Genomic DNA, 21,587 nt, shown 5'->3' with positions numbered 1-21,587 from the left:
CCTCCTACGTGAAATATGTCTGATTTCGAGTTGATATTTAGACAAAATCTGAATTACCAATACCTTAAATATACAGTCGGATTACCGAAAAATCAAGTGTATGAAGCTGTCTAAGGTTGTATAAGTCGGATTTCTGTATAAAGCAGTCCTGAACCCCCGTGTTTATCAGGGGAAGTGAGTGTTTAGACAATGGGTGGATTACCCATACTTTATAGTACGGGAATTTCTACATATCTATGGATTCTAAACAATAATAAAGTACCAAGCCGAAAAGGGAAAATTCAGCTTATTGATGCATCAGATATGTATGAGGTGAGACGAAAAAACTTGGGGAGGAAGCGAGTTGATATTTCAGATGTGCAAATGGACTGGATTTGTAAAACATATATTGATGGGAATGATCATGGAAAAAGTGTGATAGTGCCAGTCGAAGAGTTTATGTATCGTAGAATAACTACGCTAAGACCACTTAGACAAGCAATATTGCTGGATGATGATAAGAAGAAAATTGCTATGCTGATGCAATCTACTGGCGTAAAAGGGCTGACAGACGCAAATAAGAAGATTCTTCAGGAGTATATATATGAAAAGAGTGATGAAATTGTTGTCTATAAGGAATTAGATGATTTTGTATCCACAATAAGATCTAAATTTGAAAAGCAAAAAAAACTTGTAACAAATAAGCAGTTATTTAACGCCATGATATCAGTATATGGAGTTAAGGATAGTTCCTACGATATCTGTTTAGACAAAAATGGTGACATGGTTCCTGATCCTGAGTTAAAAGACTATGAAGATATTCCTTATCTTGAAGAAATTGATTCATATATGCAACGTGAAGTATTGCCATATGCTCCAGACACATGGATTGACATGAGTGTTACTGATTCTGGAGAAAAAATGGCGGGAATGGGAGACGATAAAGTAGGTCTAGTGGGAACAAAAATATCCTTTAATAATTATTTTTATCATTATGATACACCTCGTAAGCCAAGAGAAATTGCTGATGAAATTCTCGAACTCGAAAACGGACTTGAATCATTTATGGAGGGATTTTTGAAATGATTGATTCAAATACATATAAATGCGCATGGGCTGGTGAGGTTCCATCTGATTGGGAAAAAGTTCCTCTAGAAAGTATTTTTACATTTGGTAAAGGATTATCAATAACTAAATCGGATTTAAAAGAGACTGGTTGTCCGGTTATTAGTTATGGACAGATTCATGCTAAAACGTGCAGCGGAGTAGAAATTGATGATGAACTAATTAGATATGTTGATGAATCTTTCATAAATACTAGTAGTAATTCACTAGTGTCTAAAAATGATATCATCGTGGCAGATACATCTGAAGATATAGCAGGATGTGGTAATGCAGTTAGAATTAGCACGGAAGATCCTATTTTTTCAGGATACCACACTATTACTATGAAATTAAAAAAGGATATGAACACAAAGTATATTGCATATCTTATGCGTACTGAAGCATGGAGGGAACAAATCGTCAAGCAACTTACGGAGGTTAAGCTTTACACAATTTCACAAACCACTTTAAAAAACACATATGTTTTGCTTCCATCTAAAAAAGTACAGTATGCGATAACAGACTACTTAGATTCAGTTACAGCACAGATTGATGAAGCTATTAGACGACATAATCAAATCATAGAGAGAATAGAAGAGTATAAGAGAGCAGTTATAAGAGAAGTTGTAACAAAAGGGATTGACAAAAATGTCGAACTCAAGTCAGTTGCTAGCCCATGGATTAAGGAAATCCCTGAACATTGGGGATTTGTTCCATTGACATCATTGTTTCGAACCGTAGACGAAAGGAATGAAGATCCAGATGCTTTATTACTTTCGCTATATACTGCTATAGGTGTTAAACCAAGAAATGAACTTGAAGAACGCGGAAACAAAGCTACAACAGTGATAGATTATAAAAAGGTAAAAAAGAACGATATTATAGTTAATAAGCTATTGGCTTGGATGGGAGCTATAGCTTATTCTGATTACGATGGAGTAACTAGTCCTGATTATGATGTTTATCGAGCAATACCAGGGGCTAATGTGTCAAAGGCATATTACAACAGCTATTTCAGATATACTCAGTTTAATGAGGACTGTTATTTGAACGGTCATGGTCTTATGAAAATGAGGTGGAGAACCTATCCTCATGAATTGCTACGAATAAAGGTTCCTAATCCACCGAAAGAAGAACAAGAAAGAATTAGTGCATACCTAGTTGAATTTATTTCGAAGACAGATGAAGCTGTAAGTAGACAGCAATTAGCAATTGAGAAGCTTGAAGAATATCGTAAATCTGTCATTTATGATGCTGTTACTGGAAAGATTGATTGTAGAAAGGAAAAATAAATGACAATCAAAACTGTGCGAAATAATATACACACTGAAGAAAACTTAGAGGAATACATTACAGAGAAGCTGGAAACAACTGGAGATTGGGTAGTAAGCCAAAACAGTCATGGGTTTGATCCAACATCAGCAATCTTTTTAAATGATGTCGTTTCTTATCTTGAAAAATCGAATGATTCGAATAAGAAATTTATTGATGATAAAAAGAAATCCCCCAATTGGGAAAAAAATCTTTTAAAAACAATAACTGACCACTTAGATCAAGATGGAACAATAGCGGTTTTGCGTGATGGATTTAAAGAAATAGGATATGGCACTATTTATTTATGTGGAAATGTTCCGATTGATAATACTATAGCAGAACAGAGGAAAATGTATGAGAATAATATCCTCAGGGTAATGCGGCAATGCAGATATAAAGATGATGGTGGGAGCGACGAAATTGATCTAGTGTTTTTTATAAATGGCATACCTGTTGCTACTGCAGAATTAAAAACAGAATTATGCCAGACAGTAGAAGATGCTATCGTACAGTATATAAATGATAGAAAACCATATAATCCATCTTCTGGTAATCAATATAATTTACTTATGCCAAGGCGAGGAGCAATTGTTCATTTTGCTATTTCTGAAGACGAGATTTGGATGTGTACAAATCTTGATTCAAGAAAAGGTATGCCTGTATTTTTACCGTTCAATAAAGGTTATTTTGATAAAGATGGATTATTTATGCCCAATAAGCCATTCGAGGAGGGGGATGATGACTATCCCACATCATATTTTTGGAATGATGTTTGTGAAAAATCAAGTTGGATAAGAATATTCCATGATTTTGTATTTGTAGAGAGAAAGATAGTAAAGAATGAAAAGGGTAGGTTAATTCCTAAAGAAAAGCAGATTTTTCCAAGATTCCATCAATGGAAATGTGTTTCGAAAATCCTTGAAGATATAAATAAATATGGAGTGGGGCAGCACTATCTAATAGAACATTCAGCTGGTAGTGGAAAAACAGAAACGATAAGCTGGACGGCTTATATGTTGTCTCAACTTAAGAATATAGAGACAAAAGAAGATGTTTTTAGAAATATAGTTATTGTCACCGATAGGATTAATCTTGATACAAATATTAAAGCAACCATCAAACAACTTCCAATGAACAGAACGATGGGAGCAATAGAAATGATTGGAGGAGATGATGTTACACGAAAATCCGGAGCCAAAAAAACACAGTTGACGAAGGCTTTTGAGGATGGACGAAAGATAATAATAGTGACGTTACAGACATTTCCATATGCTATAGAAGAAATTATCGCCAATGAGAGTTTACAGGGGTCATGTTTTGCGGTTCTTATAGACGAAGCACATTCTTCTCAAGGGGGTACAGCATTCACGGCGTTAAATACAGCACTTAAGGAAGCAGGAAATCCTGCAGATGAAGCAGAGGTAACGGATGAGGATGTTATAAACGAATATTTTGCTGAGCAACAGTCAAATCATGTTTTACCTTCCAATATTTCATATTTTGCTTTTACCGCTACACCTAAAGATAAGACAAAAACGACATTTGGAAGGTTTTACGGAAAATACGATAAGGATGGAAATGAGCTTAAGGAATCATTTGATTTATATCCAATGAGGCAAGCAATTGAAGAGGGATATATATTGGATGTACTTAAAGGATATAGCCATTATGTAACGCTTAGAAATATTCAAGAAAAAGTGAAAACAGATAAACCGGTTGATGAAAAGACTGCAAGGCGAAGTATAGCACAGTGGAATTCATTGCACCCAACAAATGTAATGGAAAAGGCGGCTTTTATAGTTGATCATTTTATGAAAAATGTTGTTACTATGTTAGGCGGTGAAGCAAAAGCAATGGTAGTGACATCATCGCGAGCAGCTGTAATTAGATATAAAAGAGCCATGGATGCTTATATTAAGGCACATCCTGAATATTCACCTATAATGGATTCTTTGTCATTTAAAGCACCAGGAGATCCACTTGTTGCCTTTTCAAACAAAGTCTTAGGTAAAGAAGCTATCTTAGACGCGGATAATACGATAGATTTTGAAAAATACGGAATAAAAACCAATCCGTTTGCAGCGATTAAAGCTGACTATGAATATAAAGAGGAGGACTTTAACAGATTAGGGCAACAAACAATAGAAGATGCTTTTGAAAGTCGAGAACGAAAAATATTGATTGTTGCGGATAAGTTTCAAACAGGGTTTAATCAACCCAAATTATGTGCGATGTATGTTGATAAAAAAATAGGTTCTCCAGTTGAAATTGTTCAAACCTACTCGCGTTTAAATAGAATCTATAAAAATAAAGAAGATGTGTTTATTGTCGATTTTGTCAACGCTCCGGATGCAGTAGAAAAGGCTTTTAAGTTATATGATTTAGGAGCAGAGATGCAAAAAGCTCAGGATTTGAACATAATTTACCAAATAAAAAGACGACTAGATGCAGCAGATATCTATTATGATAATGATGTTGCTAATTTTAAAGAGGTCTATTATTCTGCACAAAGGGATATTGTTAATAAGAATGATAAACATGATTTAAGACGGAAGCTATATGGAGCTATCATAAAGCCAGCTGACAAATGGAATAATCTATATCAGAGCTATCATAATGAGGAGCGGCAATGTGAAGAAGCAATAGTCAAAAATCCCGATAGTAAAGATGCTATGGAATTTAGATTAAGACAGATTCAAGACGAACTGCTCAACCTTCGTGCATTTAAGCGCGATTTGAGAAAGTACTATAGTTCTTATAACTATATTTCTCAGGTGATTGATATTTGTGATCCAGATCTTGAAGTTTTTCATAAATTCGTCCAGCTTCTCTCTAGAACATTGCGCGGAGCTGGGGCAGAGGATATAGATGTTAAAAATTTGGTTTTAAAAGACTTTAGACTTTCAGATCCTATTCATATTGAAGGGAAGTGGAAAGACCCCGTACTTCTTCATCCTATGAGTGCAGGAAATGGCAAAACGGTTAATTCCAATAATAAGATACTCGTTGAAGAACTGCTAAAGAAAATAAATAGCATTTTTGGCGAAGATTCTGAACCTCAAAGTGGTGCCGCAGTAATAAATGTTATGGCAGATGCTATGATGATTCTTGATCCTGTTTTGACAGCACAAATAAAGAATCCGACAAATTCAATAGATGTGATACTTTCTACAGGTAGATTTAATAAATCGCTTAAAAACGCGATGTCAAAGGTTGACGAAGATGTACGAGATAAGTTAAGCAAACTTGATATAACGAACAAAGACTTATCAGATTTACTATTTAAAGTTATTAGAGAAGGACATATAGATGTTACACAGTTGAACTAAGGGATTACCTGAGATTGTTCAGCCTAAGGAGCAATCTCAGGTTTTTGCTATTAATGTTATATCTCTTGGGAAGCCAGGCCCTCCCACTGCTCCGCATTCAAACACCGTTATACTAAATATGAGCTATTTAGTCCGGTCATTATTAGGTTACGTGTTCTGTATCATGAACGCCGGCACGGATCTTCCTATTTTTGCGTTGAGCAAAGGCAAACCTTGCCACATGCATCTTTGCAATTCAATGTAATAAGCCAGGTGGCATAAGAATAACTGCTAACATAATGTCCTTCATCTATCTTCGGGTTTCAAATGATTCCACAAGCCTTGTCATGACTGACTTCTGACTGGAAGTAACTGCCCATGGTCGAAGGTGCATTAAACAGTGTAGACCGAAGATAATTCTTCATGTTTCTGATTTTTGTTGTGTTATTTCTCATGCATTCCATCACATACTCGAGATGCAGATTGTTAAGCTTGAGAAACTTGGATTTTACAAAATTGGTAGGATACTGGTTCTTGGCAATCCAGGTAGTTTCATTTTTACAAAGCACCGTTTCGAGGATAAGGTCATAGATTCCTTCAATAATCTCTTTATCATCAGGAAAGCGTTCCAGCATGATGTCCAGTGATATATTCTCTCTGATAATCTCGGAATATGCTTCATATTCATCATTCGCATCAGGCTCTATCGAAGAGATATGATTTGTTAGTATTACTTTGTTAGTATTATTAATATTATTATAATTAGGGTTGGATTTTCCAACTTCTAGAGGCTGATTTTTCCAACTACTAGAAGTTTGATTTTCCAACCGGTTGATTTTTCCAACCTCTGAAACTTTTTCATCTTGTTCTGAAGTTGATTTTTCCAACCTCTGGTTCTTTTCTGTATCTCTCTCAACAAAATCCTTTAGATATAATCTATCCGGATTCCCCTGCCCCTGCTTTCTTCTCTCAACAAGTCCAATATTCTCTAATTCCCTGAATAAGCTTATAGCCTTATTCTTTTTGCATTTGATCAGATTCATGGCTTCTGTCTGTGAAAACAGGATAAATGCCCTGTTCTGCTCGTCAAACCACTTGTTTTTCTGTGATAATGACATTCTGTCCAGCATAAGTCCATACAGGATCTTCGCATCATTTGTCATATCCATGAAATATGAATTATCAAATAGGAGCTTTGGAATTCTGTAAAATGTATGCATTTCGGATTCCTGACCATAAAAATAGTCAAAAACGATTTTTGCGTTCAAGCTTTTCTTCTCCCTTCATTTTATTTCCATTCTATTATTTTAGTGGTGCAGTTTTTGCACTACCCTATTAGTTGAAATGTATGTCTTTTGTTGAAATTTTTTACATAAATTCTGCTAGGTTTTCCTTTTGATTGAAGTTTGCAAATTAGCCCCATTTCTTCTAGTTCATTCATGCAGTCAATAATTGTATGCTTTGAAAAATTGATATCTTCTTCAATCTTTCTTAGTGGATAAATGATGTAAATCCTGTTATTCTCATCAAACCAGTTATTTTTCTTGGCATCATGCATCTTGTCCAGTAGTACTGCGTACAGCACCTTTGATGATGGTGACAGGGAAGAAAAATCCTTCCCCGTCAGGAGTTCCTTCGGTATCTCCACCGAGGCATACTGCCTGGACTGTGCTCCGTAATAGTATTCAAGCATTATTCTGTTCTTCACTTTCATGTTCTTGTTTCCATTGTTCCAAAAGTTCTACTATGATTCTTTCTATCTCTGGCTGTGTATAATTTGCTGGGAAAAACTTGCTGAGCTTATGCTCAGTAATGGTTATTTTCTTTCTTGTCTGTGATGTTGCCCTGCCTTTGATAAGGATGTCTATCATCTGTTCCTGAGTGAGTGAATCATCATCGCGGTATTTTCTTAATTCCATAACCTGTTTAAGCTTGAGCATGCCATTTTCATGGATGTATTCATAGAGCCATTGCTGATAGTTCTTATTTAAAAAAGAAATTTCCACACCAACATTTACAGCAAGTCTCTTTTGATCGACCATATCTAAAAGCTTTGGAATTAACTCTGTAAGCCTGATTATTCTTGAAACTTGTGTACCACTGACTCCAGATGTTTCACCTACGATATCTGCTGCTTGTAACTTCACCCCAACTTGGGGTGAAGTTCTTTTAACACCCTGATGTTTGATAGCATTGAGTTTCATCTTATATGCGAATGCTTTTTCACTCGGTAAAACTTCTTCTCGTTGAACATTGCTGTCTACCATGGCAATGGTTGCATCATCGTTTGTCATTTCTTTAATGATTGCAGGTATCTTCCGCAGCCCAGCTCTCTTGGCTGCATGAAGTCTTCTATGACCGGAAATCATTTCATAAGTTCCTTCATCATCAGGTCTGACAAGGACTGGTGTAAGTACGCCTCTTTCTTTTATGCTTTCCACAAGGTCGTTCATTTTTTTATCATCAACGACCTTGAAAGGATGGTTCTCAAACGGATAAATCGTTTGCACATCGAGATCCACAGTTCCTTCGGTATTTGGAACACCAAGGAGTTCTTCAATACTAGACAGCTTTACTGTCTGACCAACTCTTTTCGTCATTCTTCATAACCTCCTTGATTAGCTCTTTGTAAGCAAATGCTGCTTTGCCTTTGGGATCATATACGTATATGCTGTTTCCTGTAGCACTGATCTCCGCAGCCCTTACTGATAATGGAATCCCTATTGGAAATACTTTTATGCTAGATGAATATACTTCATAGATCTGATTGCTGATATCTTTTGCATAATTAGTGCGGTTATCCACCATTGTAATAAGAATTCCTTCTATATTAAGTTTGGGATTGAGCTGACGTTTTACCCTGCCTATGGTCTTTATCAGTTGCTGAAGTCCTTTGACGGGGAGATATGCCGCCTGACAAGGTATTATCACTGAATCTGCACATGCCAGCGCGTTTATGGTCATCATCCCTAGTGATGGAGCACAGTCCAAGATGATGTAGTCATACATATTTCTAGCCTTTTCAACGTATTGCCGTAGGATTGTTTCCCTGCTTATAACTCCTGTAAGTGTTATCTCCAAACTTGAAAGTTCTATATTTCCAGGCATTAAATCAATACCTTCCACATGATGGATAAGACCCTTATTTATGTCTGTAGGCTCATCATTTATGATGTTGATAAGGGCGTTCGCAAGAGTATAATCAAGGCTATCAGGTTCCTTACACCCAAGACTGATCGTAAGGCTGCCTTGTGGATCTGAGTCAATGATCATGACTTTTTTGCCTTCTCTTGCAAGTCCTATTCCAAGGTTTACGCTGGTAACAGTCTTACCAACACCCCCTTTTTGGTTAGCTACGGCTATAACTTTGCACATCTTAACAATCCTCCCTTATGAAATGTTTAAAAACGTATTTTCTGTGTTTACTTGAACACTATATTTATTTTTCTTTACTTCAAATGTTTTTTCACCATTACCCCTTTTCAAATGGACCTAAGATAGCATCTGATGGTTAATTGATTATTTTCAGGTGCATTGTATTGAAAGGTGAAAAAAAACACCTTGTCCCTATTCGGGTCAAGATGTGTAAGAGGAGCATATCTCAATGTCAACAGGTCATGCCAACAGTGCATCTGACATGCTTTCCCGTCTTGAGACCATGGTACTAATGGGAATGGACATTCCTCTAAGTGCGATACGAGGACAGATTGCATCGGGAATCGACATAATTGTGCAGCTTGGAAGACTTCGTGACAGAACAAGGAAGGTGCTTGAAATATGCGAACTGACGGGAAAGCTGGACGATAAGACCGGAGAAATAGTAATGCGTACGTTGTACCGGTTTAAGGAGACCGGAGTAGATGAAAATAACAAAGTCATAGGTGAGTGGAGAAAAGAAAATGATCTTACAAACGTTGAAAAGCTATTGGCAGCAGGCCTTACGATATAGATATGTGCCATCTGATATACCAATTCTTTTAAGAAATGTTTTGATACTTCTTCTTGCAGGTAAGCTCTTTTACGGATCATTTGCCGTATCCGTCTTCATTCTGCCTCTTTCGGTACCCTGGTTTTTTCATGAAAAGAAGAAAAAAGAACTAAAAGACAACCACGATCTTGGCATACAGTTTAAGGATGCCATGATGGCAGTGTCCACTGCTCAAAAAGCCGGATATTCAGTGGAGAATTCCTTTCTTGAAGCAAAGCACGATATGAAGCTTCTCTACGGAAAGCATGCTCCTATCTGCAAAGAGCTGGAGATTATTCACCAGGGTATAAATAACAATATCTCCGTGGAAAAAATGATACGTAAGCTTGGCAGAAAATCAGGAAACAGAGACATTTCAGAGTTTGCGGGAGTGTTTGCCGTAGCAAAGAGAAGTGGCGGAAATATGACTGAGACCATAGAGAGGTGCGTGGATGTAATCGGTAAACGAATGGAAGTGGAAAATGAGATAGACGTGATTATATCCGCGAAGCGTATGGAGGCGCAGATTATGGAAATGGTCCCCTTTGGAATAATGGCATACGTAGGACTGACAAATCCGGGATTTTTTGATGTCTTATATGGAAATGTGCTTGGCGTGTTTGTCATGACTGTATGCCTTCTTATCTACATAGCTGCATATCTGATGATAGAGAAGATAGTAACGATAGAGATTTAATATGGAGGTTTTGCATTGATAGCATTATATCTGATGATTCCGGCATATATGGGACTTTTATATCTCTTATCTGCTGAAGAGAAGCTTTCCTTAGATTTATCAAAGGACAGAATAAGCACCCTTTTTAATAAAATAGCTGCCTTTCTGTACAGAAGATTTATTAAAGAAAGCAGGTTTTTCTATAGATCACCTTCAAGGAAGAAGGTCGAAAGCGGCTTAAAGGCTCTTAATTCCAAGACTGATGTGGAGAAGGAGCAGGGTGAGTACTACATCAGAAAAATTGGCTTTACGCTGATGCTTATCACCATGGGCTCATTTCTTGCGGCCGTATGTTATCTGCAGGCCAGAAGAAGTGACATTTTTGATGAAAAGGGCTTTCTCATAAGAAATGGATATGACAAAAGCGAAACCACACAAACCCTTACGGTAACAGGTCAAGACGGTGAAAGCTACGGCGATTTTGAACTGCTTGTTAAAGAGAGAGCCTATACAAGGAAGCAGGCGCAGGAGCTGTTTACAAAGCTGATAGGGGAGCTTCCTACGATAATTCTTGGTGAAAATGAGGATTTAAGTCATGTAGAAAAGGACCTTAATCTTGTGACAAAGGTGCCGGGATATCCCTTTGAAATAAGCTGGAAAACGGATGACTGTGATGTAATTTCCTACGATGGAAGGGTTGCAGGAGAAGGGATTCCGGATAAAGGAGCCCTGGTGGTTTTAACAGCACAGATATCTTATCTGGAAATGAACTGGGAGCATGAGTTTTTTGTAAATGTTTATGAAAGGGAACTCACAGGAGCGGATTTTTTACGAAAGAAAATTCAGGAGGAGCTGATAAAGGCAGAGGAAGGTAGCAGAGAAAAGGAAAGCTTCGAGCTTCCAAGTGAGGTTTTGGGAAAGTCGCTGATATTTTCAGAGACTATAGATGACAACAGTCTCATGATACTTATTTTGGTCATTATCTCATCAGCGCTAATCTTTGTCTTTAAGGATAAGGAGCTGGATAAAGCGGTGGAAGAGAGAAAAAGGAAGCTGATTCTGGATTATCCGCAGTTCATATCAAGGCTTGTCCTCTATATGGGGGCCGGTTTATCAGTGAGAGCCATTCTTGAGCTTTTCTCAGAGGAGTATAAGAAAGAGCTGGATAGCGGCGGCGCCAAAAGCTTTTTATATGAAGAGATTAAAAAATCATCAAATGAGCTTCAAAGCGGAGTATCAGAGCTTTCTGTATATGAGAGATTTGGGGTAAGATGCGGAGCCCAGCAGTACACCAGGTTGGTGACACTTTTGTCTCAAAATCTGAAAAAAGGAAACAGTGAGCTCGCATTTTTGCTAAAAGAAGAAGCGGATAAAGCAGTAAAGGAGCGCATGAGCTACGCCAGAAGGCTTGGCGAAGAAGCGGGGACCAAGCTTCTTGTCCCCATGATAATGATGCTGCTTATTGTAATGATAGTTATCATGGTTCCCGCATATTTATCATTCTGATAGTAATCACAAGAGTGTTACTAAATAAATTATTAACCATATTAGGAGGAGAAAAATGAAAAACAGAGTAAAAGAAGGATTAAGAGGAGTAATCGAAACAGTAAGAGACAGAGGAAATTATCTGGCATTTAAGGCAAAGGAATTTCTTCTTGATGAGAGAGGAATGGGCACAGTGGAGGTCATTCTTATCATCGTGGTGCTGATCGGCCTGGTTATCATCTTTAAAAAGGAGCTTGATGGTCTTGTTCATGAGATATTTAAAACAATTAACACAGATGCAGCTAAAGTCACAGGCTAATGGATACCTTACAGTATATCTCTCACTTTCAATGACCGTGATTTTATCACTTATTCTTGCGCTCCTTTCCGGGGCGCGGATAGGTGCGGTCAAAATGAAAACAGAGCTTGTTTCGGATATATCAATGAATTCAGTACTCGGCGAATATAACAGAGAGCTTTTTGACAGATATGGGCTGCTCTTTTTGGATGATTCCTATGGAAGTAAAAGCGGTTCAATAAAAAATGTAGAGGAGCATCTTGCGGATTATTTCAGGAAAAACTTTGAGCTTACTGACAAAGGCATCACAGGAAGAAAGACATATATGTCAGCAAAGCTTCTTGAATCAGGCATTACCGGATATTCTGTTGCATCAGATAATGGCGGAGCAGTATTAAAAAGGCAAATCCTTTCATACATGGAAGGGGATGCCATCGGAAAAATCGTGAAGAACGTCAGCAAAAATGTGGATGATCTTAATAAGACAGGCTATGATTCCACGGATTTTCAGAAAAAGGTAAACAAGAATAATTCGGAAATTTCCGAAACATATTCAGCAGATACCGATGGCGACGGGGAAGATGAAGAAATTGATATCGATAATCCTGCCCAGTCGGTTGCATCAAAAAGGAGATTAGGGATTCTGACTCTTGCAGCCCCCGATATGTCAAAAATTTCGTCAGCTGCAATTAATAGCGATCTATATGCATCCCATAGATCATTGTCAAAAGGAACGGGACTGGATGATAAGTTTTCGATGGGAGCATCAGAAAAGGCACTTTTCAACGAATACATTTTTGAGAAAACGTCCTGCTACGGCGCTGAGAAGGATGATTCACGACTTAAATACGAGCTTGAATACATCTATGCGGGAAAGGACAGCGATTACAAAAACCTTGAGAAGGTGGCAGAGAAGCTTCTTCTTTGGAGAGAGGCGTCAAATTTTGCATATATCATGACGGATAAATCTAAGCTTGCGGAAGCAGAAGCACTTGCACTTACAGCATCGGCGGTTATAGCCATGCCGGAGCTCTGTGAGATTGTTAAAACTGCAATAATCCTGTCATGGACCTTTGCAGAGAGTGTTTCAGACCTTCATATTCTGCTTACAGGCGGAAAGGTGCCGCTTGTTAAAACGGCAAAGAGCTGGAGGCTTTCGCTGGAAGCCATGCTCTCATTTGGCGATCACCTAAAAGACGGTGGAGGCTCCGGTCTTAAATATGAGGATTACCTCAGAATGCTGATACTTACGGAAAATGACGGCAAGAAAACAATGAGGCTCATGGATGTAATTGAGATGAATGTAAGAAGCACCAAAGGTAACGATAGCTTCAAAATAGATAATTGTATTGATGCTTTCAAGGCTGACTTTAAGGCTTCCTCCAGAGGAATGAAAAGCTTTGAAGTGGACAGAATATATAGCTATGAAATGGGATGATATCAGTTGGAGTGGTCGGTTATGGCCTTTTTCAAATAAAGGAAAATTTAACATGAAATCAAGAAAAATATCAATAATAAAGGACCTGCTTCTCCGGGTTTTTACAGGAAAAAGGCCGTCACCGGCCGCTTCAATAACGGTCGAGGCATCACTTGTTCTGCCTCTTTTTATCTTCTTTTTCATAAATATACTGGGAGCCTTTGATATTTTGCGGCTACAGTGTGATATGGAGGCTGCTCTGCATCAAACGGGGAGTCAGATTATGGAACAGGCAGCTTATGCGGATATGCTTACAGGTAATGAAAAAAGTAAAGGTGCATCTTATGCAGAAGGTGCTTTGACAAGCGGGCTTGCAGCCAAAAAGGTAAAGGCATATCTGGGAGAAGATTACTTAAAAAACAGTTGTATAAGAGGCGGAGCAGGTGGCATTTCTTTTTTACAGACTGCATTTAGATCAGACGGTGACATCATCGATATAGTAGCTTCCTATAAGGTACATCCGCTTATAGGAATTGCAGGCTTCACGGATTTTACTGTTGAAAGCAGATTTTACGGTCATGCCTTTACGGGCTATGATCCTACAGGCGGCCATGGCAATGATGAAAGTAAAAAAGAGGAATACGTATACATAACGGAAAATGGCAGTGTTTACCACAGAAATATTAACTGTTCACATCTAAAGGTTTCGGTACAATCCTGCCCCAAAAGCAATATCGGTAACAAAAGAAGCAGTGATGGTTCAAAGTATTATCCGTGTGAATACTGCGGCAAGAAAGCAGGAGGTACTGTGTACATTACAAATTATGGAAACAGATATCACAGCACGAATAAGTGCTCCGCCATAAACAGGAATGTAAAAACCGTTCCGCTCTCCGAAGTAGGAGGAAGAAGGGCCTGCAAAGAATGCGGATAAATGCACATAGATAGATTTACGAGGTTATTAGTATATGGAAATCATTGAAGAAAGAATAATAGTTGAGACATTAATCAGAGTAGCAGTACTACTCATAATGCTCATATCAGCATTTGAGGATATGCGCAGCAGGAAAATAGATATCATATATCCTTTGGCATGTGCGCTTATATCGGTAATATGGAGTTTTTACAGCATTATATATCTTAAAGAAGGCATTTTTACCATGGCGCTTTCTCTTCTGCCCGGTGCAATTATGCTGGCCCTTTCCTGTGTTTTGAAAACTGGTCTTGGTATAGGCGACGGCCTTATGGTCATTGCAGCAGGTCCTGTTTTTGGTTCGGAGCTTGCCTTTGCGGGTATTACCATGGCATTTGTGTTTTCGGCAATAGGCAGTATTTTCCTTTTGATATCCGGGAAGGCATCTCTTAAGAGTAAGATGGCATTTCTGCCATATCTGACAGCCGGAATGGGGGTAATTTCCTTTGCATTTATTTAAAGAGAAAAAGCTTCCTGCCTACATGACTGTTGAAGCTTCCTTCATTGTTCCGGCAGCAACCTTTATTATGGCATTTATCATTTATCTGGCCTTTTGGTTTTACGGAAGATGCTTATTATCCCAGGATGTATATATTCTGGGGTTTCGGGCGGAGCTTTTATCAAAGGGACAGGGATACTCTTCGGAAACAGATTATGTAAGAGATAAAGCCGCAAGTAAGACAGGAGCTAGATATTTTGGTGCTGATAAGCCTGTTATATCCGCATCAAAAAGCGGAGATAGGTTAGTGACAGAAGGTAGTTTTTCTACAAAGACAAATGCCATATCCGGCTACTTTAAGGCCCTGCCTTCCACATTCAAAGGAAGTGCCAGGGCATCCGTAAGACTTAGAGACCCTGCCGGAAAGCTTAGAAAATACAAACGATCTCTGGACGTAGCAAAGAAAGTCGCCAGTAAAAAGTAAGAAACGAAAGGATTCATAAATGGACATAAAGTATTATAGAGAAGCGCTTCATAATTATCTTATCCTTAAGATAGATGAAGCTGATACTGACAGCTATCAGTACAAGATGCTTGAAAATAACCAGGTAAAAGGGATAATTCCCTTTACCATAAGGAGAATGGACGGCGAGACAGCCATATATTATGAGATAGATTCAAAGCAGAGCATAGCAAACATGTACTCTAATCGCAGGATTCCTTATGAAAAGCTTAAAAAACTCCTTAATTCTATTGTTGAAGTGACCGAGGAAATATCAAGATTTTTCCTGGATGAGAATCATCTGATGCTTGCAGGAGACTATATTTTTGAGGATTTAACAACGGGAAGCTTTTATTTTTTATACAACCCGGACTATGAGAATTCGAATGCAGAATCCTTTTTTGTATCCCTCCTTGAAATGATTGATATAAATGATCAGGAGGCTTCGGAGCTTATTTATGATATCTGCGAAAGAATTAAGCCGGATGGCCCGTGTTTTTCCATGGTAATCGGTGAAATTCTTAAAAAGAAGAAGTCTGTTGATGATACTCTTATAAGTCAAAGTGTATTTTCTGAAGATGACATTGATGAGGAGGATTCAGATGATGAAGTTGAAGCTGCTAAGGCTGATGAAAAAAGAAAGGGCATAGGCATAAAGCTCCCTCTTGGAGCCAGTATGTTAATGGCTGCACTTTTTGCGATGGTTGCCGGAGCGCTATGGTATATCAGAGCAGTATATATCCTGACTTATGAAGAAAACCTCCTTGATATTGTAGTCTTTATGGTATCCGTTATGATGTCGCTTATCTGCTTCATTAAGACCATTAAAGCATCCGGCAGTAATAAAACGATTATTAGGAAAAGCAAAAGGCATAAGGATGATGAAGAATATGAGGATGATGAGGACGCAAAACCCGAAGAAATTACTGAGGTGAAATCTGCTCCTGCGGTTGTTCATATGCAGGATACAGTCTATTCACCGGAAGAGGATGATGAAAATGAAGAGACAGTCCTTTTGAATTTCAATTTTGCAGGGAAAATGCATAAACTGTACAGTGCAACCGATGGAATACAGAATATTCCTCTGGATAATCTTCCTGTTGTTATCGGTAAGCTTTCTTCCTGTGCCGATGCGGTTATAAAGGATCCTACAGTATCCAGAATGCATGCAAAAGTATTCAGTATAGGAGGAGAGATGATGCTTCAGGATTTGAACTCCAAGAACGGAACCTTCATTAACGGTATCAGACTTCTTCCGAACGAAAAGAGAATCATTACAGCAGATGATGAGATATCCTTTGGTAAATGTGCTTTTTCATTCAGATAATAATGAGCCTTCGTATATTTCAGAAATCTGCTTTGTGGTATAATGTGATTTAGATTATTCTAAATCATGTACATGGGGTATGGTATGAAAATCAATATATATTATGGCGGAAGAGGAATTATCGATGATCCGACTCTTGGTGTTCTTTCCAGAATGTCGGATGTTTTTGGGGAGCTCAATGTTCAGGTCGAACAATTTAATCTCTTTGAGCATAAAAGCGGAATAACGGCATTGCCCGGAACACTTAAAGGCGCAGATGGTATTATTTTAGCTTCTACTGTAGAGTGGTTCGGAATAGGCGGATACATGCACCAGTTTCTCGATGCATGTTGGCTTTACGGCGATGAGGATAAGCTCAAGGGCTTATATATGGCACCTATTGTAATGTCCACAACCCATGGGGAGCGTGAGGGCATGATGGAGCTTGCCTGTGCCTGGGAGATGCTTGGCGGAATACCTCTTGATGGTATCTGTGGTTATGTGGCTGATACCTCAACCTTTGAGAGAAACGAAAGCTATCAGAAGCTCATAGAGAAAAAGGCCGAGAATATCTACAGAAGCATGAATCAGAAAATGGATTCCCTGCCCACTAGTAATCAGGCTGTTAAGAACAGCGTTGCCATTACCAAAATAACAGATCTGACACCGCAGGAGACTGAGCAGCTTTCAAGATATGTCTCCAACGATGAATACGTGCAGACCCAGAAAAAAGATATAGCAGAGCTGAGTAATATTTTCAGAGATAAGATGGATAAAGAGCAGACTGCAGGACATATTGAAGACTTTATGGGTAAGCTTAAGAGCCACTTTAAACCTGTTGCAGGGCTTCATGCTGTTTATCACATTACACTTACGGATCAGACCAAGGACAGAGATATTTTGCTTAGAGTAGAAAATCAGAATCTTGAGTGCAAGGCTGAGGAGGCTAGCGGCAGTGATGTGCATGCATCCATGACAACCTCTGTTCTTGAGCAGATAATTCAGGGCAGGATGACCTTCCAGAGAGCTTTCATGGAGGGCAACCTTAAGATGAAGGGAGATTTCAAACTGCTGAGAAATATGGATCAGCTGTTTGATTTTAAATAATATTGAAAGAACACAATGATGAAAACCTGGTGGAAGAGGTGGAAAATGAGGATTATCGCTTAGAAGAGGATCCTATGCAGGGCTTTTGGAAGCGACAGACTCAGATTTTCTTATCTTCCTATATAAATATCGCGATTATTGCATGCAATGTAATCATCTTTGTTTATGGCTTCTTTGCAGGTTATGATTTTCAGGACAGATTCGATTTTGATCCTGTCAGGTTTTTCCAGAATCAGGAGTATTACAGGTTATTTACATCGATGTTTCTGCATGCATCCTTAGAACACATCGGTAGCAATATGCTGATATTGTTCTTTATAGGTGCAAATGCTGAGCATGATCTCGGACACATCAGCTATCTTTTCGTGTATCTGATATCGGGATTAGCAGGGGATATGGTGAGTCTTATGGATGCTGTCATAAGAAATGACCTTACTCCTTCCCTTGGCGCAAGCGGTGCTATTTTTGGCGTAATTGGTGCAGTTTTAATCATTGTTATATATGGAAGAAAAAATCTAAGGCCGGGTTCGAATTTGCTGGGGAGACTGATAGCTATTATCTGTCTTTCAGTATATAGCGGCTTTAGAGAAGAGAATATAGATAATGCAGCCCATATTGGCGGACTGATTGGTGGAATCATTATTACATTTTTAATAACTAAAATATTCAAAAAAGAATACACGATGGAGGAGTGGCTATGAAGGACGATAATTGTATTTTCTGTAAGCTTGCAAATGGTGTTTTTCCTACAAATTCAATATATGAGGACGAGAATTTCAATGTAATCCTTGATAATGGACCTGCTACAAAGGGACATTGCCTTATTCTGCCCAAGGAGCATTACGCAAATCTGTATGAGCTTCCTGAGGATACAGCAGCAGAAGCTATGAAGCTTGCAAAGAAGCTTGCAAAGACTCTGACAGAAAAGCTTTCTGCAGATGGTCTTAATCTTGTTCAGAACAACGGTGCGGCAGCAGGCCAGACCGTAAATCATTTCCACCTGCACCTTATTCCCAGATATGAGAATGATGGTCAGCACATACTTTGGAAACCCACCGAGCCGTCCGCTGAAGAATTAAAGGCTCTGTGTGAAAACCTTAAGGCCTGATAATAGCGGAGGAATATTTTGAGAACGATTAATACATCAGAAATAACAGAAGCTGTAAAGGAGCTTTGCATAGAGGCTAACCACAGACTTTCGCCGGATATGACAGCTGCACTTCAAAAGGCCAGAGGAGAGGAGGAATCCTCATTGGGAAAGCAAATACTGTCTCAGCTTGAGGATAACCTTAGGATTGCAGACAGTGATACTATACCAATCTGTCAGGATACCGGAATGGCTGTCTTCTTTATAAAGGTTGGCCAGGATGTTCATTTTGAGGGTGGAAGTTTAACAGATGCCATAAATGAAGGTGTAAGGCAGGGATATACGGAAGGCTTCCTTAGGAAATCCGTAGTAAGTGATCCGCTTATCAGAGAAAATACTAAGGACAACACACCGGCTGTAATTCATTATGATATTGTACCCGGCGACAGGGTTGAGATAACAATAGCACCTAAGGGTTTTGGAAGTGAGAATATGAGCAGAGTATTCATGCTTAAGCCTGCAGATGGTGAAGATGGCGTTAAGGATGCAATTGTGCAGGCAGTAAAGGATGCAGGCCCCAATGCATGTCCGCCTATGGTTGTAGGTGTCGGTATTGGCGGTACCTTTGAAAAGTGTGCACTTATGGCCAAGGAAGCTCTTACCAGACCCGTGGGACAGCATTCAGATATCGAATACGTAGCAAAAATGGAAGAGGAAGTACTTACAAGGATCAACAGTACCGGAATCGGTCCCGGCGGTCTTGGAGGCAGAATAACAGCTTTTGCCGTTAATATAAACACCTATGCTACCCATATTGCAGGTCTACCTGTAGCTGTGAATATTTGCTGCCATGTGAACAGGCATCGCAGTATTAGTTTGTAAACTTACTATATATTTATACCGGAAGGAATAAATAAGCTGATGGAATATAAGATCACCGCTCCCTTTGATAAAGAAACAATAGCGAAGCTTAAAAGCGGAGATATGGTTTTTATATCGGGAACTATATATACAGCACGAGATGCTGCCCATAAGAGAATGAAAGAAGCAATAGACAATGGAGAAAAACTTCCTATAGATGTGGATGGAAATGTCATCTATTATATGGGGCCTTCTCCTGCGAGAGAGGGGCGTCCTATAGGATCTGCCGGCCCAACCACCGCCAGCAGAATGGATAAATATGCCCCGACACTGTTGGATATGGGCCTTAAGGGCATGATTGGAAAGGGTAAAAGATCAGATGCTGTAATAGATGCTATTGTCAGAAACGGGGCAATATACCTGGCTGCTATCGGCGGGGCAGGGGCTCTTTTATCTAAGGCAATAGTGCAATCGGAAGTAGTGGCATACGATGACCTCGGAACTGAGGCGATCAGAAAGCTTACAGTAGAGAATTTTCCGGCTATTGTGGTTATAGATTCATCAGGTAATAATCTTTACGAGACTGCAATTAAGGAGTTTAATACTGAAAAGATTCAATAATCTGCAGTAATGCAAGATGCTTAAGAGCTACAACTTCTTAAAAGATGTGTTGACAAGGCATCAATGTCTTTGTATAATTACTTTTGCGTTAGAGATATTTAGCTCTGACCATTAAAACCAAATACCGTTTGGTAGAGGTTTTCAGACATGGAGAAATACTCAAGTGGCTGAAGAGGCGCCCCTGCTAAGGGTGTAGACCGTTCACGCGGTGCGAGGGTTCAAATCCCTCTTTCTCCGTTGAAACTTCCAGAGAGCATTGAAATCAATGCTCTCTATTTTTTTATTCTCATGAGTTCCCGGATAAGAAATTGTTTTTATAAGTTGCATTTTCTGGACGGGATTATTTCTATTTATTATTAGTCAGGATTTTTTATATTTATTTGATCCGAAAAGATAAACACATATTAGTAATAGAAAAAGAATGCCAAAAGTGAAGAGTAACTAATAATGATATAAGTATCTTCTATATAATAACTACTATATATAGTAGTTAAAAGATTCATATACAATTAAAACAACAATATAAAGAAAAACTAAAATATATATGACAGCGTCGTCAAAACCGCAGTAAATACGAGGGTTTGAGAAATTTTTATAAATTTTAAAAAAATTTGAAAAAAGTAATTGACACACTAAGGCACTGATGTTATATTTATATTCGCTCGCTGCGAGTGATAGAAACGACTGACCGGAAGGCTTCAGCGTCTACACAGAAAAGCGAACGAAAAAATAATTTAAAAAAGTTCTTGACAGAGAAAGCCAAACATGATATTCTATCAGAGTTGCGGCTGACAAGCCAAGACAAAGCACTTTGACAATGGAATAGTAATGCAACCCTGAAAATTCCAAAAAGAAATTTCAGAGAACAAAACAAACCTAACAAGGTAAAAACGGACAGAACAAAGCCAAGCTTTAGTTCTGGTCAGACGAACGATCCAGTCACTTTAAGTGATTAGATAGAATTTAAACGTGAGAGTTCGATCCTGGCTCAGGATGAACGCTGGCGGCGTGCCTAACACATGCAAGTCGAACGGAGATTTAACGCTGATGAAGCTTCGGCAGAATCTTGTTAAATCTTAGTGGCGGACGGGTGAGTAACGCGTGGGCAACCTGCCTCGTACTGGGGGATAACAGTTGGAAACG

The 21,587-nt window shown here is 38.7% G+C and carries 20 protein-coding genes, 1 tRNA gene, 1 rRNA gene and 1 pseudogene; 19 read left to right on the top strand and 4 right to left on the bottom strand.

Features of this window, described 5'->3' with window-relative positions; genetic code table 11:
- Nucleotides 1-189: 189 nt before the first annotated feature.
- Genes G608_RS20235 through G608_RS0106725 form a run of 3 tightly spaced genes read left to right on the top strand, consistent with a single transcriptional unit; the run spans nucleotide 190 to nucleotide 5,726 of the window.
- Complete coding sequence (locus G608_RS20235) at nucleotides 190-1,065, top strand: hypothetical protein (RefSeq protein ID WP_051208962.1); 876 nt, start codon at nucleotides 190-192, stop codon at nucleotides 1,063-1,065.
- Entirely contained in the window at nucleotides 1,062-2,375 is a 1,314-nt protein-coding gene (locus G608_RS22325; RefSeq protein ID WP_051208960.1) for a restriction endonuclease subunit S, read from the top strand. The genes G608_RS20235 and G608_RS22325 overlap by 4 nt, the downstream gene beginning before the upstream one ends.
- On the top strand, nucleotides 2,376-5,726 hold the full coding sequence (locus tag G608_RS0106725) for a type I restriction endonuclease (RefSeq protein ID WP_051208958.1): 3,351 nt from the start codon (nucleotides 2,376-2,378) through the stop codon (nucleotides 5,724-5,726).
- A 302-nt stretch (nucleotides 5,727-6,028) separates the two neighbouring features.
- On the opposite strand, the gene G608_RS0106720 is transcribed toward G608_RS0106725, so the two are convergent.
- The 4 genes from G608_RS0106720 to G608_RS0106705 are packed head-to-tail and all read right to left on the bottom strand — an operon-like array spanning nucleotide 6,029 to nucleotide 9,080.
- Nucleotides 6,029-6,973, bottom strand: a complete 945-nt coding sequence (locus G608_RS0106720; RefSeq protein ID WP_026495387.1) for a DUF6017 domain-containing protein — start codon at nucleotides 6,971-6,973, stop codon at nucleotides 6,029-6,031.
- Nucleotides 6,974-7,032: 59 nt separating this feature from the next.
- Nucleotides 7,033-7,413 (bottom strand): replication initiator protein A, encoded by a 381-nt coding sequence (locus G608_RS0106715; protein WP_207637686.1) that lies wholly within the window; start codon nucleotides 7,411-7,413, stop codon nucleotides 7,033-7,035.
- Nucleotides 7,391-8,305, bottom strand: coding sequence for a ParB/RepB/Spo0J family partition protein (locus tag G608_RS0106710; protein WP_026495385.1), 915 nt, complete (start codon nucleotides 8,303-8,305; stop codon nucleotides 7,391-7,393). The genes G608_RS0106715 and G608_RS0106710 overlap by 23 nt, the downstream gene beginning before the upstream one ends.
- Entirely contained in the window at nucleotides 8,268-9,080 is an 813-nt protein-coding gene (locus G608_RS0106705) for a ParA family protein (RefSeq protein ID WP_026495384.1), read from the bottom strand. The genes G608_RS0106710 and G608_RS0106705 overlap by 38 nt, the downstream gene beginning before the upstream one ends.
- Nucleotides 9,081-9,306: 226 nt before the next feature.
- On the opposite strand from G608_RS0106705, the pseudogene G608_RS0106700 reads away from it, so the two are divergent.
- The 16 genes and pseudogenes from G608_RS0106700 to G608_RS0106625 all read left to right on the top strand — a co-directional run.
- A pseudogene (locus G608_RS0106700) lies at nucleotides 9,307-9,654 on the top strand (CpaF family protein); the annotation flags it as partial.
- On the top strand, nucleotides 9,605-10,369 hold the full coding sequence (locus G608_RS20225) for a type II secretion system F family protein (protein WP_081677334.1): 765 nt from the start codon (nucleotides 9,605-9,607) through the stop codon (nucleotides 10,367-10,369). The pseudogene G608_RS0106700 and the gene G608_RS20225, both read left to right, overlap by 50 nt.
- A 15-nt stretch (nucleotides 10,370-10,384) precedes the next feature.
- The gene (locus G608_RS0106690) at nucleotides 10,385-11,854 is read left to right on the top strand and encodes a type II secretion system F family protein (RefSeq protein WP_026495382.1); all 1,470 of its coding nucleotides are present in this window, start codon (nucleotides 10,385-10,387) and stop codon (nucleotides 11,852-11,854) included.
- A 163-nt stretch (nucleotides 11,855-12,017) separates the two neighbouring features.
- Entirely contained in the window at nucleotides 12,018-12,152 is a 135-nt protein-coding gene (locus tag G608_RS24415) for a Flp1 family type IVb pilin (RefSeq protein ID WP_242829351.1), read from the top strand.
- The gene (locus G608_RS0106680) at nucleotides 12,130-13,569 is read left to right on the top strand and encodes a DUF5702 domain-containing protein (RefSeq protein ID WP_026495381.1); all 1,440 of its coding nucleotides are present in this window, start codon (nucleotides 12,130-12,132) and stop codon (nucleotides 13,567-13,569) included. The genes G608_RS24415 and G608_RS0106680 overlap by 23 nt, the downstream gene beginning before the upstream one ends.
- 52 nt (nucleotides 13,570-13,621) lie before the next feature.
- Complete coding sequence (locus tag G608_RS22320) at nucleotides 13,622-14,482, top strand: TadE family protein (RefSeq protein ID WP_051208953.1); 861 nt, start codon at nucleotides 13,622-13,624, stop codon at nucleotides 14,480-14,482.
- Between the two features lie 34 nt (nucleotides 14,483-14,516).
- Nucleotides 14,517-14,981 carry a hypothetical protein gene (locus G608_RS0106670; protein ID WP_026495380.1) on the top strand — a complete coding sequence of 155 codons (465 nt, stop codon included), beginning with the start codon at nucleotides 14,517-14,519 and terminating at the stop codon, nucleotides 14,979-14,981.
- A complete protein-coding gene (locus G608_RS0106665) occupies nucleotides 14,968-15,444 on the top strand; it encodes a hypothetical protein (protein ID WP_026495379.1) in 477 nt (158 codons plus the stop codon). The genes G608_RS0106670 and G608_RS0106665 overlap by 14 nt, the downstream gene beginning before the upstream one ends.
- Nucleotides 15,445-15,463: 19 nt before the next feature.
- Complete coding sequence (locus tag G608_RS0106660; protein ID WP_026495378.1) at nucleotides 15,464-16,789, top strand: DUF6382 domain-containing protein; 1,326 nt, start codon at nucleotides 15,464-15,466, stop codon at nucleotides 16,787-16,789.
- Nucleotides 16,790-16,873: 84 nt separating this feature from the next.
- Nucleotides 16,874-17,875, top strand: a complete 1,002-nt coding sequence (locus G608_RS0106655) for an SCP2 sterol-binding domain-containing protein (RefSeq protein WP_026495377.1) — start codon at nucleotides 16,874-16,876, stop codon at nucleotides 17,873-17,875.
- A 2-nt stretch (nucleotides 17,876-17,877) separates the two neighbouring features.
- Nucleotides 17,878-18,576, top strand: a complete 699-nt coding sequence (locus tag G608_RS0106650; RefSeq protein WP_051208952.1) for a rhomboid family intramembrane serine protease — start codon at nucleotides 17,878-17,880, stop codon at nucleotides 18,574-18,576.
- Nucleotides 18,573-18,983, top strand: a complete 411-nt coding sequence (locus G608_RS0106645) for an HIT family protein (protein ID WP_026495375.1) — start codon at nucleotides 18,573-18,575, stop codon at nucleotides 18,981-18,983. The genes G608_RS0106650 and G608_RS0106645 overlap by 4 nt, the downstream gene beginning before the upstream one ends.
- Before the next feature lie 15 nt (nucleotides 18,984-18,998).
- Entirely contained in the window at nucleotides 18,999-19,844 is an 846-nt protein-coding gene (locus G608_RS0106640; RefSeq protein ID WP_026495374.1) for a fumarate hydratase, read from the top strand.
- 39 nt (nucleotides 19,845-19,883) lie between these two features.
- Nucleotides 19,884-20,444 carry a Fe-S-containing hydro-lyase gene (locus G608_RS0106635; protein WP_026495373.1) on the top strand — a complete coding sequence of 187 codons (561 nt, stop codon included), beginning with the start codon at nucleotides 19,884-19,886 and terminating at the stop codon, nucleotides 20,442-20,444.
- Between the two features lie 149 nt (nucleotides 20,445-20,593).
- Nucleotides 20,594-20,681 (top strand) — tRNA-Ser (locus G608_RS0106630).
- Nucleotides 20,682-21,409: 728 nt separating this feature from the next.
- Nucleotides 21,410-21,587: ribosomal RNA gene (locus tag G608_RS0106625) — 16S ribosomal RNA — on the top strand; the annotation flags it as partial.

This window comes from Butyrivibrio sp. WCD3002 (genome assembly GCF_000424265.1).
GTDB lineage: Bacteria > Bacillota > Clostridia > Lachnospirales > Lachnospiraceae > Butyrivibrio.
The sequence above is the reverse complement of the archived record's forward strand: the minus strand, read 5'-3'. Positions and strand labels throughout refer to the sequence as shown.